This window comes from Nonomuraea sp. ATR24 (assembly GCF_041950485.1).
GTDB lineage: Bacteria > Actinomycetota > Actinomycetes > Streptosporangiales > Streptosporangiaceae > Nonomuraea > Nonomuraea ceibae.
In genome coordinates, this window is record NZ_JBGNUU010000005.1 from 513,431 (window position 1) to 528,477 (window position 15,047).

Consider the following 15,047-nt stretch of genomic DNA (forward strand, 5'->3'; position numbering starts at 1 on the left):
TCCTCTATTTTCCGTACGTCCTACGGTTAAACAATAACGTATCATCTACGAAAAATAGGGAGGCTTGATGGAACGCAGCGGCGGCGGAGATCCCCGGGAGTCCCTGCGCCTGCTCTGGCGTGCCCCGCAGGCGCGATCGGGCCGCGGCCGGCCGCCCAAGGTCTCCCTGGACAAGATCGTCGCCGCGGGCCTGGAGCTGGCGGACCGCGACGGGCTCGCCGCCATGACCATGGACCGGCTCGCCGCGTCGCTCGGCGTCGGCACGATGACGCTCTACACCCACGTGCCCGGGAAGGCCGAGCTGGTCGACCTGATGGTGGACGCCGCCTGGCAGGAGCTCGACCTCACCCGATCGGGCTCATGGCGTGACCGGATCGAGCACTACGCCGCCCGGACCGTCGCCCTGCACGGACGCCACCCGTGGCTGCGCATGGTCTCGACCGTACGGCCGCCGCTCGGCCCCGGGCTGCTCGCCAGGAGCGAGTTCCTGCTGGCCGCCCTGGCCGGGACCGGGCTGACCGCCGCCGAGAGCGCCGCAGCCACCGACTCCATCGTCACCTTCGTCGACGCCGCGGCCGCCACGCTGGCCGAGCACACCCATGCCGAACGGGTCAGCGGCCAGTCCGCCGAAGACTGGTGGGCCGCCCGCCAGGTGTTCTGGGAGACCCTCTTCGACCAGGCGCGCTATCCGGCGATCACCCAGGCCTGGCGGGACGGCGGCTTCGACCGCAACGCGGCCAGGGCGGCGGCGAACGCGTTCGACCTCGGCCTGCGCGCCCTGCTCGACGGGATCACCGCGATGGCCCGGCGGGACGGCTGAGCGGAACGCATGGCCGGATCTGACAGTGACTCGTCATTGCCGCCACCGGAAGCCACGGCAACAATGAGACGTATGTCCGATCTGCACCGTGTGGTCATCGCCGTGTTCCCCGACGTGGACCTGCTGGACGTCACGGGTCCCGCCGAGGTCTTCGCGCTGGCCAACCGCCAGGCGCCGGGCCGGGCGGCGTACCGGGTGCGGCTGGCCGGCCCCCAGGGCGGCACGGTGACGACCTCCGCCGGGGTGCGGCTGGACACCGACCTCACGTTCGCCGAGGTCGGCGGGGAGGTGGACACGCTGGTAGTGCCCGGCGCGGTCGAGCTGTCCGACGAGGGGCCGATCCCCCGGATCGACCCCGAGGTGGTGGCCTGGGTGCGGAGCACCGCCCCGCACGCCCGGCGGGTGGCCTCGGTGTGCGTGGGCGCGCACATCCTGGCGGCGGCCGGGCTGCTGGACGGCCTGACCGCCACCACGCACTGGTCCACGGCGGCCCGGCTGGCGGCCGATCACCCGGCCGTGACGGTGGACCCCGATCCGATCTTCGTCAGGTCCAGCGACTCCGTGTGGACGGGCGCCGGGATCAGCGCGTGCATGGACCTGGCGCTGGCGCTGGTGGCCGAGGATCACGGCGAGGCTCTGGCGCTGGAGGTCGCCCGGCAACTGGTGGTGTACCGCAAGCGGCAGGGCGGGCAGAGCCAGTTCAGCGTGCCGATGCGGCAGGCGCCCACCGCGCGGCGGGACATCGACGAGCTGCGGCTGTGGATCGCCGAACACCTGGCCGAGGACCTGTCGGCAGGCGCGCTCGCGGAGCGGATGCGGCTGAGCGAACGGCACTTCGCCCGCGTGTTCCGGCAGGAGACCGGCACCACCGCGGCGGCCTATGTCGAGGCGGCGCGGGTGGAGGAGGCCCGCCGCCTGCTGGAGACCACCGACCAGTCCCTCGACCAGGTCGCGGCGGCCTGCGGGCTGCGCTCGGCGCAGACCCTGCACCGCGCCCTGCGCCGGCAGCTCGGCACCACCCCGGCGGCCTACCGCCGGCGCTTCCGCACCGCCGCCTGACCCCATCACCCTTCTGAGCCCGTACGGCCAGGCGGGGTTCGCATATTTCATGGAAAGGAAATCAGTAATGCATGCTTCTACCACTCTGCGCGAGGTCATCGGCCTGGACAACCGGCCGCCGAGGCTCGCCGAGTCCACGCTGATTCTGATCGACTACCAGAACACGTACCGCTCCGGGGTCATGGCGCTGCCCGGCGCCGATCGGGCGCTGGCCGCCGGGGCCCGGCTGCTGGAGCGGGCCCGCGCCGCCGGCACCCGGGTGATCCACGTGGTCAACGACGGCGGCGAGGGCACCCCGTACGACATCCGCGCCTGGATCGGGGCGATCTGCGACGAGGTGGCCCCGATCGACGGCGAGGAGGTCGTCGTGAAGGGCTTCCCCAACGCCTTCCACCAGACCCGGCTCGAAGACGTGCTCCGCCAGGCGCAGGCGGGGCCGGATCTGATCCTGGCCGGGTTCATGACCCACATGTGCGTCACCTTCACCGCCCAGGGCGCGTTCAACCTGGGCTTCCGGCCTGCCGTCGTCGCCGACACCACCGCCACGCGGCCTCTGACGGCGCCCTCGGGCGAGGTCGTGCCTGCCGAGACGCTCCAGGCCGGCAGCCTGACCACCATCGCCGACCTGTTCGGCGTCGTGGTCGCCACCGCTGACGACCTCCCGGACTGACGCCCGCCGTTAAGATCGCGTGCCATGCTTCCGGATGGCTTATGGCGGATCGCCAGGATCGGGATCGTCAGCCTGGTTCTCGTGGCGGCGGCCGCGGGACTGGTGCTCGGCGACGTGTGGCTCTGGGCGGCCGCGGAATGGAAGCCGCCGTACTACGCGGACTTCTACGGGGACGCGGGGTTCGACACCGCGACCACGGTGGCGCTGCTCGTCGCCGCCGTGGTGAAGGCCGCGTTCCTGTGGCTGATCCTGCGCGCGCCCATGCCGGGGCCGCTGGACCGCCGGGCGAAGGCGCTGCGCCGGCTGCTGTATGTGGCGGTGGCCGACGCGATCGTGCTGTGGTGGCCCATCGCGCTGCTTCCCGACGAGGTGGACGCGGTGTTCCAGCTCGTGCTGTGGACCGCGATCCACGTCCTCTACCTGCTCGTCATCCGCTGGCGGTCCCGCGTGCTGCGCGTGGCGACCGGGGCGCTGTTCGCGGTCGTGCTGGCCGACACGGCCGACGAGGTGCTCGACGAGTTCGGCCTGCCGGAGGTCGTGCCGGAGATCGTGCCGAACGACTTCCCCCTGTTTGCGCTGTGCGCGGTGGCGGCGACCCTGCTCACCGTCGTCGGGCAGTGGCGCGACGGCCGGTGGAGCCGCGGCACGCTGGTCGCCGGGTGGTCGTCGATGGGCGTCCCCGTGCTGGCGATCCCGCTCTACCTGTACGTCGCGGACTCCATCAGCGGCACTCTGGTGACCTCGATCGTCATGGACGCGCTGGGGCTCGTCAGCGTCGTGTGGCACGCGGCGACCGCCCGCGAGCTGCCCACCGGGGAACGCCTGGCGGACCACCGGCCCGGCGTGCACCGGGCGATCCGCGTCGCGGTGGCGGCCCTGGTCGTCCTGCCGGTCATCGCGACGATCCAGCCGGAGCAGAACGCGCATCTCACCTATACCAGCTGGTCGATGGACTGCTACGAGCACCGCGACTTCGGTGACCTGAAACCCGCCGAACGTGAGGCCGCATTCCTGTGTCAGGCGCGCAGCAGGCACGGCGGAGTCCCGCCCATGTTCCCGGACAGCCTGTCGGACCAGGCCGTCCTCGCGTACGGGCGGGCGCTGTGCCGGGCGAGGGGCCGCGAGGAGCAGGAGGCCATCCTCACGGAGGCCGGGAGCGCGCGGGCCGGCTGGGGCGCGGACCCGCGGGAGCTCGTCTATGTCTGCCCGGAGATCGTCGGCACGACCCACCCTGAGCTGCTGCGCTCGGCCCGAGAGACGGAGGCGGCGTACGACGCCTATGTCGCCGAGGAGAACGCGAAGTGCCGCGACCCGTGGCCCCGGAAGAAGGGCGTCGTCCAGGCCACGGCCAAATACTTCCTGTTCGCCGACGGCGATCACGGCTACCTCGTCCACGACCCCGGGGACGAAGCCTTCGAGGAGGCGGCGGAGCTGGCGATGGACCGGGTCTACGACGACAGCGGCGGCATCGGGGTGGCCGACAGCGCCGCGCTCGTCGGCCACGTCGCGGACGTCACGGACCTGTGCCTCACGGTGAAGGCCTTCCGCAGCGCGCCACCACGGCGGACGGCCAAGTGGGATCAGGTCACCGAGGTGCCGCTCGTCAGCCGCAGCGGCCGGCTCACCGTGCCGGAGAAGGACGGCGGCGAGGTGGGCGCGGGCGCCCCGATGCCGAACCTGGCGATCGCCGGCAAGGGCCGCTACCGGCTCCGCGTCCACGTCCGGGTCGACCGCGCCGGGGAGGAGCACCACCTGGTCGTGGTGTTCCCGGGCACGTCGAAGAAGCGGCTCAAGCTGAAGTCGTGAGCTCGGCGGTCAGGGGACGAGGACGATGCGGTCGCCGGTCTCCTCCGTCCAGACCTCGCCGATCCGGGCAAGGGGGACGGCGCGGGCGCGTACGTCAATGGCTCCCTCGGTCACCGCCGAGGCGAGTTCGGGCAGTTCGGCGAGGATGTCGCGGGCGGGGACCGAGCCGATGCCGCTGCCGACGATCCGCAGGCGGGCCGAGCGCAGCGCCGCGGCGGGGATCGGCGCGGTCGGGCCGGCGACGGAGCCGATCTGGATCCAGGTCAGCGGGACGGTGCGGTCGGCGCGGGCGACGAGCATCGGGATCATGGCCCCTGCGGCGGGCTCGCCCCACACGTAGTCGATGACCACGTCGACGTCGGCGGCGCGACCGACCTCGTCGAAGGTGATCGTCTCGTCGGCGCCGAGCGCGGTCAGCGCGCTCAGCCGGGCGGCGTCACGGCCGGCGGCGATGACGTGGGCGGCGCCGAACAGCTTGGCGATCTGGACCGCCATCCGCCCGGCGTTGCCGGTGGCGCCGAGGACGAGGACGCGCTGCCCGGCGTGGAAGTCGACGCGCCGGCGCAGCGCCACCCAGGACGACATGGCCGGGTTCATCGCGGCGGCGATGCGTACGGGGTCGATGCCGTCGGGCAGGATCACGCTGCGGCGAGGGTCGATGAGGGTGCGGTCGGCGAACGTGCCGAGCGGGGTGTCGTCCAGCACCGCGTAGCGGACGTTGCCCTCCTGGTCGCGCACCACGCCGTCGACGCCGGGGACGAGCGGATAGGCGGCGTCGCCGGAGTAGTGGGAGCCGTTCGCCTTGGCCCTGGTCAGGTGGTGCAGCCCGGCGGCGAGGACCTCGACGGCCAGCTCGTCGCCGTGGCGCGGCTCGGGGGCGGGGTGCTCGCGGTAGACCGGCGGGGCATCGGCTGCCTGGATGACGGCGGCGTGCATGGGCGTGACCTCCGGGAAATAGTTTGTTTTACCAACCACTCGTCATAGTAGTTGGTAATCCAAACCTTCGCGCGGGCGTCTCAGGTCACCAGTCCCCTGCGGTAGGCGTAGACCACCGCCTGCACGCGGTCACGCAGGCCGAGCTTGGTCAGGATGCGCGACACGTACGTCTTGACCGTCTCCTGGCTGATCACCAGCGTGGCGGCGATCTCGCTGTTGGACCGCCCGTCTGCGATGAGACGCAGCACCTCCAGCTCGCGCGGGGTCAGCGCGCTGTCGTCGGGGCCCCCTTCGGCGGGGCGGATCCGGGACGCGTACCTGCCGACGAGCCGCCGCGTCACCTCGGGCGCCAGCAGCGCGGCACCCGAGGCGACCGTGCGGATGCCGTGCAGGAGCTGAGCCGGCGGCGCGTCCTTGAGCAGGAACCCGCTCGCCCCCGCGCGCAGCGCCTCGTAGACGTACTCGTCCAGGTTGAACGTCGTCACCACCAGCACCTTGACCGGATCGGCAACCCCGGCGCCGGCCAGCAGGCGGGTCGCCTCGATGCCGTCGAGCACCGGCATCCGCACGTCCATCACCACGACGCCGGGACTCAGCCGGCGGGCGAGGTCGACCGCGACGCGGCCGTCGCCGCACTCGCCCACCACCTCCATGTCCGGCTGCGCGCCGATGATCGTCGCGAAGCCGGTGCGGATCAGCGCCTGGTCGTCGCAGACCAGGACCCGGATCGGCGCGCTCACGACCGCCCGCCTGCGGGGACGCGGGCCCGTACCACGAAACCGCCCGCCTGCCGGCGGGCGTCGAACTCGCCGCCCAGTGCCTCCACCCGCTCGCGGAGCCCGGCCAGGCCCCGCCCGCTCCCGCCGGGAGAGACGCCGCCGGAGCCGGGGCCGCCGGTGGTGACCTCCACGCTGATCTCCTTCTCGCCGTGGCGCACCCGGACCGTGGTGGGGGTGCCGTGGGCGTGTTTGAGAGCGTTCGTCAGAGCCTCCTGGACGACCCTATAGGCGACCAGCTCGGCGCTGCCCGCCGATTCCGCCGGGCTGCCCTCCTCTGCGAGCTCCACCGACTGCCCGGCCCGGCGGGTCTGTTCCACGAGCGCGCGGAGCTCACCGGCCGGCGGCAGGCCGACGTGGGTGTCGTGATCGGCCTTGAGCAGGTCGAGCATGTGCCGCAGGTCGGCGATGGCCCGCCGGCCGGTGTCGGTGACGGCGCTCAGCGTCGCGTCGAGCCGGTCGGGCGCGGCCGTCAGGTAGCGGGCCGCCTCGGCCTGCACGACCATCGCCGTCACGTGGTGCGTCACGACGTCGTGGAGCTCGCGGGCGATGCGGGTGCGTTCGGCGGCGCGGGTGGCCTCGGCGACGTGGCGGCGGTGCTCGGCCTCGGCGGCGCGGGTTGAGCGCAGCCAGGCCCCGATGCACCAGGTGAGGACCAGGGACAGGTAGAAGACCACGTACCCCTCCACACTCTCGGTCGCGCCCAGCCGGGCGAGCGCGATCGCGAGCGGCACGTACGCCAGGGAGAGGAGGACCACGGTGACGCGGCGGTGGCGCTCCAGGTGGGCGCCCGCGCTGATGAGGGCTATGGGCATCGTGTTGCTCGCGAACAAGTGGTAGGCGTGGAGCTGGTCGAGGGCGAAGCCGAGCGCCACCAGTGCCACGCTCACCGCCGGCAGGCGGCGCCGCACGGCGAGCGGCAGGCACTCCAGGGCGAGCACCACGAACGCCGCCTCGTCGACGGGCCGGGCCGGCAGCTCGCCGACCTGCGTCCCCTTGCCGTGGAGCCCCGGCAGGAGCGAGGCGACGGCCATCAGCAGCGCGAACGGTAAGTCCCGGACCACGACGTCGCACCGCCGCCACAGGTCCGTGATGCGCCGTGGACCGGTCATGACGACTCCCTCATGCGCAAACCCTAGGGACCCGGCGGCCTCGGTTCGTCACCACAGGGTGGACATCCGGGGGTAGCTCCTGCGAGCTACCGGCGAATGTCCACCGCACGGGGACGATCTCCAGGCGCCCGCTCCGTAGCGTTGCGACGCGATCCGAATCCCCCACTGGAGGACCACATGCCCGGCAAGATCAAGTCATCCGTCGTGGCCGCGCTGTGCTGCGCCGTGCTCGGCGCGGGCGCGGCCGGCTGCGGCGGCGACGCGCTGGAGAACTGGGACCCCCTCGCGGCCGCCCCGCTCTCCGGGGTCGAGAAGATCCAGGTCGCGGGCCGGTCGGTGAACGTGTCGTGCTCGGGCGACCCGGACAAGGGCGGCCCGGTCGTCGTCCTGATGCACGGCGGCGGCGACGGGCTCGACAAGCTGGTCGCCCTCCAGAAGACGCTGAGCGAGCGGAACCGGGTCTGCTCCTACGACCGGCTCGGCGCGGGGGCGAGCGACCCGCCGGACGGCCCGCAGAGCTTCGCCGGCACAGGGAAGATCCTCACCGGCGTGCTCGACCGCGTCGCCGGTGACGCCCCGGTCGTCCTCGCCGGGCACTCGCTGGGCGGGCTGATCGCCGCCAGGTACGCCCCCGACCACCGCGACAGGGTCAAGGGGCTGGTCCTGATGGACGCCACCCCGCCCACCATGGCGGCCGACATCGCCAAGGCCATCCCCGAGTCGGCCACCGGCCCGGCCGCCGAGCTGCGCGCGCAGAACCTGGCGATGTTCCGGGGCGAGAACCCGGAGAAGCTCGTCATGGCCGACGGCCCGGTCAGGTCCGCGGGCGACATCCCGGTGGAGGTGATCCAGCACGGCAAGCCGTATCTCGCCGCGCTCCCCGAGTACGGGCCGCGTCTGGAGCGGGCGTGGACCGCCGGGCAGCGCGCCTGGCTCGCGCTGTCCGGCGACGCCAGGCTGAGCACCGCCGAGGACAGCGGCCACCACATCTACGTCGACCAGCCCGGCGTCGTCGTCCAGGCCGTCGAGCGCGTCACCGAGCAGGCCGCGCGTCAGGCGTGATCGGGCCTGGCCATCAGCAGGCGGCCGTGGCGGAACCGCTCGCCCTCCACCGGCTCGCGCGACATCCGCGCCACCTCGACGAAGCCCTCCTTGCGGGCCAGGCCCGCCAGCTCGTCGATCGGCCACCGGTAGGCAGGCGTGACCTTGTGGTCGAACTGCGAAACCGGCCCGCCGTCGGACTCGAAGAAGCCGAGCAGGAGATGGCCGCCCGGGGCCACCACCCGGCGGAACTCGGCGAGATACGGCGGCAGCTCCGCGGGCGGGGTGTGGATGAGCGAGTACCAGGACAGCAGGCCGCCCAGCTCGCCGTCGGCCGCGTCGACGGCCCCCATCGAACCGACCTCGAACCGCAGGCCGGGATGGTCCCTGCGGGCGATCCGGATCAGCTCGGCGGACAGGTCGACGCCGGACGCGTCCAGCCCGAGGTCGCGCAGGTGGGCCGTCACGTAGCCGGGACCGCACCCGGCCTCGACGACCGGCCGGGGCCCGGCGGCCCGGACGAGCTCGGCGAACGCGGCGATGATCGCGCGGTCCAGCGGCTGGCGGTCGAGCGAGTCACGGACGAAGTCGGCGTAGATGTCGGCCACGGCGTCGTAGGCGTCCGCCGTAGCGCTCAGGTAGGAGGAGGATGCGGTCATGGCGGACGACTGTAGTTGATGCCCGGCGCGTCAGGGCTCCAGCAGCAGCCTGGCCACGGCGTTGAGCGTGATGGCGATGCCGATGCCGCCCACGGTCCAGCCGAGGACCCGTGCGGTGTTCCTGGTCAGCCAGTCGTTGATCTTCTGCAGCAGCGGCTCCACCCTGCGGTGCGCGGCCAGCCGGGCGACGGCGAGCACGATCGCCGGGAGCGTCATCACCAGGCAGTATCCGGCGATCGTGACCCCCGAGAGCTGCCATCCGAGGTCCGCGTCGGCGATCAGGCCGACGGCGGCCAGATAGGGCAGCATGGTGGCGACCTCCAGCAGCGCCGCCAGCAGGGCCAGGCTCATCAGGGCGCCGGTGCTGCCGCTGCCGGTCATCGCCTTGACCCGCCAGCGCTGGACCTTGCCGGGTTCGCCCTCCTGCCGCCGGGCCCTGGCCTCCAGCCAGTAGCTTGCCGCGATGACGGCGACGCCGAGGGCGAGCTGCCCGATCTTCAGCGTCGTCGCCGGGATGTCGGCGACGAGCGCGCGGGCCGCGAGCAGGGCGGCGTCGGCGCCGAGCGTGAGCAGCACGCCTACGCAGAAGTAGAACGCGGCCACCGTGCCCAGGTAGACGGCGACGCGCCCGGCGCGCAACCGGCCGGGGGTGAGCAGCAGCCACACGGGGATGAGCAGGGTGCCGAAGCTGGTGCTGTCGATCAGGGCGAGCCCGCCGAGCATCAGCGCGAGCCCGAGCGTCACGCGGTCACCTCCGCGCCGAAGAGGCGGCCCAGGTAGGCGGCGAGCGCCGCGCGGATGCCGGCGGCGTCGTAGCCCGTGCCGGTGGCGGCGTGGTGCAGGCACAGGCCGTCGACGAACGCGACCAGCGAGGCCGCCTCCACGCGCGGGTCGAGCGCGGGGTCGAGCTCGCCCGCGCGCTGGGCCCCGGCCAGCGCGTCGGCGAGGCCGTCGAGCAGGTCGGCCGTGGCGGCCCGGTGCACGGCGGCCATCTTGTCGTCGGTGAGCGTGGCCTGGAGGAAGGTCAGCCAGACCCTGAGCTCACGTTCGCGCTCGGGGTCCAGCGGCAGGAACGTCTCCATCAGCCGCATCACGAACCCGCGCACCGGAGTGGTGACCTGGACCTGCCTGACGCGCTCGCCGACGCGCCGGTAGACGTGCTCGATGCCGAAGAGCAGCAGCTCGTCCTTCGAGCGGAAGTAGCGCTGCACCAGGCCCACCGACACCTCGGCCGCCGCCGCGACGTCGGCCAGCGTGGTGCGGGCGAGCCCCCGTTCGGCCAGGGTCCTCATCAGCGCGTGGGTGATCTGCGAGCGCCGCGTGTCCGCGTCGGCATGTCGGGTCATGCGTAAATATTACCGTAATATTTTTTATGCCTACTCCGGGCTGGTGACGCGGGCGAGCACGATGCCGCCGACGATGAGCGCCAGCGCGGCCATGCGGCCGATCGACACCGGGTCCTTGTGCACGACGATCCCGAGGGCGATCGCGCCGACCGCGCCGATGCCGGTGAAGACGGCGTACGCGGTGCCGACGGGCAGGGTCCGCATCGCGTACGACAGCAGCCAGACGGCGGCGGCCATGAGGACGAAGCAGATCAGGGTGGGCAGCGGCTTGGTGAAGCCCTGGGTGGGTTTGATGCTCTGCGCCCAGGCGATCTCGACCAGACCGGCCAGCCCGAGGATGAGCCAGTTCATCGGTCAGTACTCCTTTCCGAGCTCGTACGCGGTCCTCAGCGCGGCGGCGTACAGCTCGTCATGCTCGGCCCGGCGGTCGGCGAGAAGGGGGTCGACCCGGGAGTTGGCCAGGTCGGCGGTGACGAAGGCGGTGTCCTCGACGGCGAAGTGGCCGGCGAAGAAGTCGCGCAGGTAGCGCGCCTGGTAGTCGTAGCGGGCCTTGGGGGCGCCCGGCGCGTAGGCCCCGCCTCGGGCGGTGGCGACCACGAAGCGGCGGCCGGCGAGCGACATCCGGGGGAAGGTCACCTGGTCGAGCCAGGCCTTCAGCGACGAGGGGACCGAGTAGTTGTACATCGGGGTGGCGATCAGCACCACGTCGGCGGCCACGAGCTCGGCCAGCAGCGGCTCGACCACGGCCCAGGCGGCGGCCTGCTCCGGGGTCCGCACGGCCTCCTTGTAGCGGTCGAGCTCGGTGATGCCGTGGGCCATGACGTGATCGCACAGCTCGGTCCAGGCTTCGCCGATGTGCGGCACGGGGTCGGCGGCGAGGTCGCGCCTGACGTGGACGCCGTCCAGGTGGGCGGCGCGCCAGGACTCGGCGAAGGCGTCGCCCAGCTCGCGGCTGATCGACCGGCGGCGGGCGCTCGCGTCCAGGTGCAGCAACGTGGTCATCGGGGGCTCCTCAACAAGTGGACGCTCTGTCCGGTTCGACCGTAGCAGTGAAGCGGACGACATGTCCACTTCGCGGTAGAGTCGCAGCATGAAGCCCCGCATCGACCTGCTCACCGGACGCCCCGCAGGCGGCGGCGCCCGCCCGCGCGAGCGCGCCGACGCCGCCCGCAACCGGGCCAAGGTGCTCGCCGCCGCCGCCGAGCTGTTCGCCTCCCGCGACCCGCGCGGCGTCACGATGGAGGACATCGCCAAGGCCGCGGGCGTGGGGCGCGGCACGCTCTACCGCCGCTACCCCGACACCGTCTCGATCGCCCAGGCACTGCTGGACGAGCACGAGTTCGCGCTGCAGGAGCGGCTGCTGCGCGGCGACCCGCCGCTCGGGCCGGGCGCGCCTCCCGGCGACCGGCTCGCCGCCTTCTACGCCGGGATGGTCGACCTGCTCGAAGCCCACATCTCTCTGGTGCTCGGCGCCGAACAGGGCGAGCTGCGGTTCACCACCGGCGCGTACGGGTTCTGGCGGGCGCACGTGCGGACGCTGCTCATCCAGGCGGCGGTCCCCGAGCCGGAGCCGCTCGTCGACGCGCTGCTCGCCCCGCTGGGCCCGGACGTCTTCGCCGAGCAGCGGCGGCGCGGGCTCACCCCCGAGCAGATCACCGCCGCCCTGGCCCGCCTGGCCCACGGGGTCACGCGTTGACAGCCGTCATAGGCAACCGCTATCTATTAGGCAACCGTTAGGGGGTGCGGATGCAGGACGCGGTGCTGGCGATGCTCGCCAAGGAGCCGGCCCACGGCTACCACCTGCATGCCCGGCTCCGGCGCAGCCTCGGCCCGCTCGGCGAGTCCATGAAGCGGGGCCAGATCTACGTGACGCTGGCCCGGCTGGAGAAGGCCGGGCTCGTCGTCTGCGAGCAGGTCGACGGCCTGCCGGAACGCCCCGAGCGCAAGGTCTACGCCCTCACCCCGGCCGGGCAGCAGCGCGTGGCCGCCTGGCTGGCCGAGGTGGGCTGGCCGAAGCCCGACCTGGCGGAGTTCCATCTCAAGCTCGCCGCCGCCGCGGCCGCCCGGCTCGCCGACCCGGTCGAGCTGGTGGCCGCGCAGCGCCGCGAGCTGCTGCGCCGCCTGCGCGAGGCGCAGCAGGCGGCGCTGGCCGAACCGGCGGGCTCGGGCGCCGGCCTGCTGCTGGAAGGTGTCCTGCTGCGGTTGCAGGCGGACCTGCGCTGGCTGGACGCCTGCGAACGGGCCTGGTCCGGGGACCACGACGAAGCCGAGGACGCATGAACGGGTCAACCGCCGCGCTCCGGGCCCACCGCCTGGTGAGGGCGCACGGCCAGGGCCAGAGCCGGGTACGCGCGGTCGACGAGGTCGACCTGGAGGTGCCGCAGGGGCAGACGCTGGCGGTGATGGGCCCGAGCGGCTGCGGCAAGTCCACCCTGCTGCACCTGCTGGGCGGGCTGGAACGGCCGACCGGCGGGGAGGTGTGGCTGGCCGGGCGGCGCATCGACACGCTGAGCGAGCGGGCCCTGGCGCGCATGCGACGCCGGTCGGTGGGGTTCGTCTTCCAGGCGTTCCACCTGGTGGAGGAGCTGTCCGCGGCCGAGAACGTGGAACTGCCCGCGCTGCTGGCCGGGCTCTCGCGCCGCCAGGCCAGGCGGCGCGCCGGCCTGCTGCTGGAGCGCGTCGGGCTCGCCGGCCGCGCCCGCCACCTGCCGTCGCAGATGTCGGGCGGGCAGCGCCAGCGGGTCGCCATCGCCCGCGCGCTGGCCAACGAACCGCTGGTCGTCCTGGCCGACGAGCCGACCGGCAACCTCGACAGCGCGGCGACCCGCGACGTGCTGCGGATCTTCGCGGAGCTGCGCGCCGCCGGGCAGACCCTGGTGATCGTCACGCACGACGAACGGGTCGCCGCCACGGCCGACCGGCTGGTGTCGATGCGCGACGGGATGTTCGTCGACGACACCCGGCTGGCCGGCTCCAGCCCGCGCGGTCTCGGCGGCCTCGGCGGCCTGATCGGGCTGGAGGGCTGACGTCGTGGGCTCCCTCGTGCTCGTCGTCCGTCTCGTGCTCGCCGACGTGAGCCGCCACAAGGCCCAGGCCGCGATGCTCGTGCTCGCGGTGACGGCCGCCACCGCCACCTTCGCGCTGGGCCTGTCCCTGAGCGGGGTGACCCGGTCGCTGTACGAGCAGACCCGCGCGGCCACCGCCGGGCCGGACGTGGTGGCGCTCTCCGGCACGACGGGCCCCGAGGCGACCTCGGCCCTGGCCGCGCTGGCGGACGCGCCCGACGTGGTCGCCCACCACGGCCCCTATCGCATCGTCTACGCCGACCTCTTCACGCCCGACGCCACGTCGTCCGCGGTGGTGGTGCACGGCTTCGCCGAGAAGCCGGGCGCGGTCAACCGCCCGCTCGTGACCTCGGGCAGGTGGGTACGGCCCGGCGGCACGGTCCTCGAACGCGCCTTCGCCACCGCGCTCGGCGTCGGCGTAGGCGACCGCGTCACCATCTCGGGCCAGGACTACCCGGTCGTCGGCATCGCCGTGACCGCCGCCACGCCCGTCTACCCAGGCGCGGCCCTGATCGGCCCGTACGGCGGCGGGAGCGACTACAGCGGCCTGGCCTGGATGACCCGCTCGGACGCCAGGAAGCTGGCCGCGTCCCGGAAACTGCCGGTGACCACGGCCGTCGACCTCAAGCTGAGCGACCCGGCCGCCACCGAGAGCTTCCGCGAGGCCCACCGCGACTCCACCGCCGCCGTCACCTTCCGCTCCTGGCAGTTCACGGCCGAGCAGGACATGGGCATCCTCAGGAACAGCCAGCCGATCCTGATCGTCGGGAGCTGGCTGATCGGCCTGCTGGCCGTCACCGGCGTCGCCGCGCTGGCCGCCGGGCGCGCCGCCGAGCAGACGCGCCGGGCCGGGCTGCTCAAGGCCGTCGGCGCCGCCCCCGGTCTGATCGGCGGCGTCCTGCTGACCGAATACCTGGCGCTGGCGCTGGCCGGTGACGCGCTGGGGCTGCTGCTCGCCCGCCTGGCCGCGCCCGCCGTCGCCAGCCCCACCGCCGGCCGGGTCGGCGACGCCGCCGGGCTGACCGGCGCCACCGTGCTCGCCGCGACCGCTCTCGCGCTGGTCGTGGCCGTGCTGGCCACCCTGCGGCCCACGCTGCGCGCCCTGCGCACGGCGACCGTGACGGCGCTGACCAGCACGCTCCACCAGCCCCGGCACCGTCCCCGGCTGACCGCGCTGACCGCGCTGCTGCCCACGCCGCTGCTGCTCGGGCTCCGGCTCACCGCCCGCCGGCCCGGCCGGGCCGTCCTCCAGGCGTGCTCCACCGCCACCACGGTGATCGCGATGGTCGCCCTGCTGACCGTCCACGTCCAGCAGGAGAGGGGTTACGGCCTGAACGGCTCCTCCGTGCTGCCCAACCTGCGCGGCGAGCACGGCAGGCAGCTCCTGCTCGCCGTCACCGTCCTGCTGATCGCCCTCGCGGTCGTGAACACCGTCACGATTACCTGGACCACGGCGATGGAGGCCCGCGCCACCATGGCCGTCGCCCGCACGCTCGGCGCCACCCCCGGGCAGGTCGCCGCCGGGCTGTCCACCGCCCAGCTCCTGCCCAGCCTGGCCGGCGCCCTCGCCGGCGTGCCGCTGGGCGCGGGCCTGCTCTCCCTGTTCGCCGCCAGGAACGCGGTCGACCCGCCCTCCTCGTGGCTGCTCGGCGTCGTGCTCGCGACCCTCCTGGCGACGGCGGCGCTCACCGCCCTGCCCGCCCGCCTGGCGGCCCGCCGCCCCGTCGCCCAGGCCCTCAGCGCCGAAGCCGGCTGAG

Annotated in this window: 17 protein-coding genes; 9 read left to right on the forward strand and 8 right to left on the reverse strand. The window is 73.5% G+C overall.

Annotation, left to right across the window (positions count from 1 at the left end):
- Positions 1-67 precede the first annotated feature (67 nt).
- From ACBI99_RS16755 to ACBI99_RS16770, 4 genes are all read left to right on the forward strand, one after another.
- Positions 68-820: a TetR/AcrR family transcriptional regulator gene (locus ACBI99_RS16755; protein WP_246643619.1), complete on the forward strand. Its 753-nt coding sequence runs from the start codon at positions 68-70 to the stop codon at positions 818-820.
- 72 nt (positions 821-892) lie between these two features.
- Positions 893-1,879, forward strand: coding sequence for a DJ-1/PfpI family protein (locus ACBI99_RS16760; RefSeq protein WP_357584908.1), 987 nt, complete (start codon positions 893-895; stop codon positions 1,877-1,879).
- A 67-nt stretch (positions 1,880-1,946) separates the two neighbouring features.
- Positions 1,947-2,549, forward strand: a complete 603-nt coding sequence (locus ACBI99_RS16765; protein WP_357584910.1) for an isochorismatase family protein — start codon at positions 1,947-1,949, stop codon at positions 2,547-2,549.
- Between the two features lie 24 nt (positions 2,550-2,573).
- The gene (locus tag ACBI99_RS16770; protein WP_375072649.1) at positions 2,574-4,355 is read left to right on the forward strand and encodes a hypothetical protein; all 1,782 of its coding nucleotides are present in this window, start codon (positions 2,574-2,576) and stop codon (positions 4,353-4,355) included.
- 9 nt (positions 4,356-4,364) lie between these two features.
- On the opposite strand, the gene ACBI99_RS16775 is transcribed toward ACBI99_RS16770, so the two are convergent.
- The 3 genes from ACBI99_RS16775 to ACBI99_RS16785 all read right to left on the reverse strand — a co-directional run bounded on the left by ACBI99_RS16775 (position 4,365) and on the right by ACBI99_RS16785 (position 7,179).
- Positions 4,365-5,291 (reverse strand): zinc-binding alcohol dehydrogenase family protein, encoded by a 927-nt coding sequence (locus ACBI99_RS16775; protein ID WP_219499085.1) that lies wholly within the window; start codon positions 5,289-5,291, stop codon positions 4,365-4,367.
- A gap of 80 nt (positions 5,292-5,371) precedes the next feature.
- Complete coding sequence (locus tag ACBI99_RS16780; protein ID WP_219499082.1) at positions 5,372-6,031, reverse strand: response regulator transcription factor; 660 nt, start codon at positions 6,029-6,031, stop codon at positions 5,372-5,374.
- On the reverse strand, positions 6,028-7,179 hold the full coding sequence (locus tag ACBI99_RS16785; RefSeq protein WP_375072650.1) for a sensor histidine kinase: 1,152 nt from the start codon (positions 7,177-7,179) through the stop codon (positions 6,028-6,030). The genes ACBI99_RS16780 and ACBI99_RS16785 overlap by 4 nt, the downstream gene beginning before the upstream one ends.
- A gap of 177 nt (positions 7,180-7,356) precedes the next feature.
- On the opposite strand from ACBI99_RS16785, the gene ACBI99_RS16790 reads away from it, so the two are divergent.
- Positions 7,357-8,241: an alpha/beta fold hydrolase gene (locus ACBI99_RS16790; protein WP_375072651.1), complete on the forward strand. Its 885-nt coding sequence runs from the start codon at positions 7,357-7,359 to the stop codon at positions 8,239-8,241.
- Here the strand turns inward: ACBI99_RS16790 and ACBI99_RS16795 are convergent.
- The 5 genes from ACBI99_RS16795 to ACBI99_RS16815 are packed head-to-tail and all read right to left on the reverse strand — an operon-like array spanning position 8,232 to position 11,227.
- On the reverse strand, positions 8,232-8,879 hold the full coding sequence (locus tag ACBI99_RS16795) for a class I SAM-dependent DNA methyltransferase (RefSeq protein ID WP_375072652.1): 648 nt from the start codon (positions 8,877-8,879) through the stop codon (positions 8,232-8,234). The genes ACBI99_RS16790 and ACBI99_RS16795 overlap by 10 nt on opposite strands.
- Before the next feature lie 30 nt (positions 8,880-8,909).
- Positions 8,910-9,623 (reverse strand): GAP family protein, encoded by a 714-nt coding sequence (locus ACBI99_RS16800; RefSeq protein ID WP_219499071.1) that lies wholly within the window; start codon positions 9,621-9,623, stop codon positions 8,910-8,912.
- Positions 9,620-10,225 carry a TetR family transcriptional regulator C-terminal domain-containing protein gene (locus ACBI99_RS16805; protein ID WP_357584918.1) on the reverse strand — a complete coding sequence of 202 codons (606 nt, stop codon included), beginning with the start codon at positions 10,223-10,225 and terminating at the stop codon, positions 9,620-9,622. Before ACBI99_RS16805 ends, ACBI99_RS16800 begins: the two co-directional genes overlap by 4 nt.
- A gap of 30 nt (positions 10,226-10,255) precedes the next feature.
- On the reverse strand, positions 10,256-10,576 hold the full coding sequence (locus ACBI99_RS16810; protein WP_357584920.1) for a multidrug efflux SMR transporter: 321 nt from the start codon (positions 10,574-10,576) through the stop codon (positions 10,256-10,258).
- 3 nt (positions 10,577-10,579) lie between these two features.
- Positions 10,580-11,227, reverse strand: coding sequence for an FMN-dependent NADH-azoreductase (locus ACBI99_RS16815; protein WP_219499060.1), 648 nt, complete (start codon positions 11,225-11,227; stop codon positions 10,580-10,582).
- Positions 11,228-11,315: 88 nt separating this feature from the next.
- Between ACBI99_RS16815 and ACBI99_RS16820 the strand changes: the two genes are divergently transcribed.
- The 4 genes from ACBI99_RS16820 to ACBI99_RS16835 are packed head-to-tail and all read left to right on the forward strand — an operon-like array spanning position 11,316 to position 15,046.
- Positions 11,316-11,921, forward strand: a complete 606-nt coding sequence (locus ACBI99_RS16820) for a TetR/AcrR family transcriptional regulator (protein ID WP_375072653.1) — start codon at positions 11,316-11,318, stop codon at positions 11,919-11,921.
- Between the two features lie 50 nt (positions 11,922-11,971).
- Positions 11,972-12,505, forward strand: coding sequence for a PadR family transcriptional regulator (locus ACBI99_RS16825; RefSeq protein ID WP_375072654.1), 534 nt, complete (start codon positions 11,972-11,974; stop codon positions 12,503-12,505).
- Positions 12,502-13,251, forward strand: coding sequence for an ABC transporter ATP-binding protein (locus ACBI99_RS16830; RefSeq protein ID WP_375072655.1), 750 nt, complete (start codon positions 12,502-12,504; stop codon positions 13,249-13,251). The genes ACBI99_RS16825 and ACBI99_RS16830 overlap by 4 nt, the downstream gene beginning before the upstream one ends.
- Positions 13,252-13,255: 4 nt before the next feature.
- A complete protein-coding gene (locus ACBI99_RS16835; protein ID WP_375072656.1) occupies positions 13,256-15,046 on the forward strand; it encodes an FtsX-like permease family protein in 1,791 nt (596 codons plus the stop codon).
- The last annotated feature ends 1 nt before the right edge of the window (position 15,047 follow it).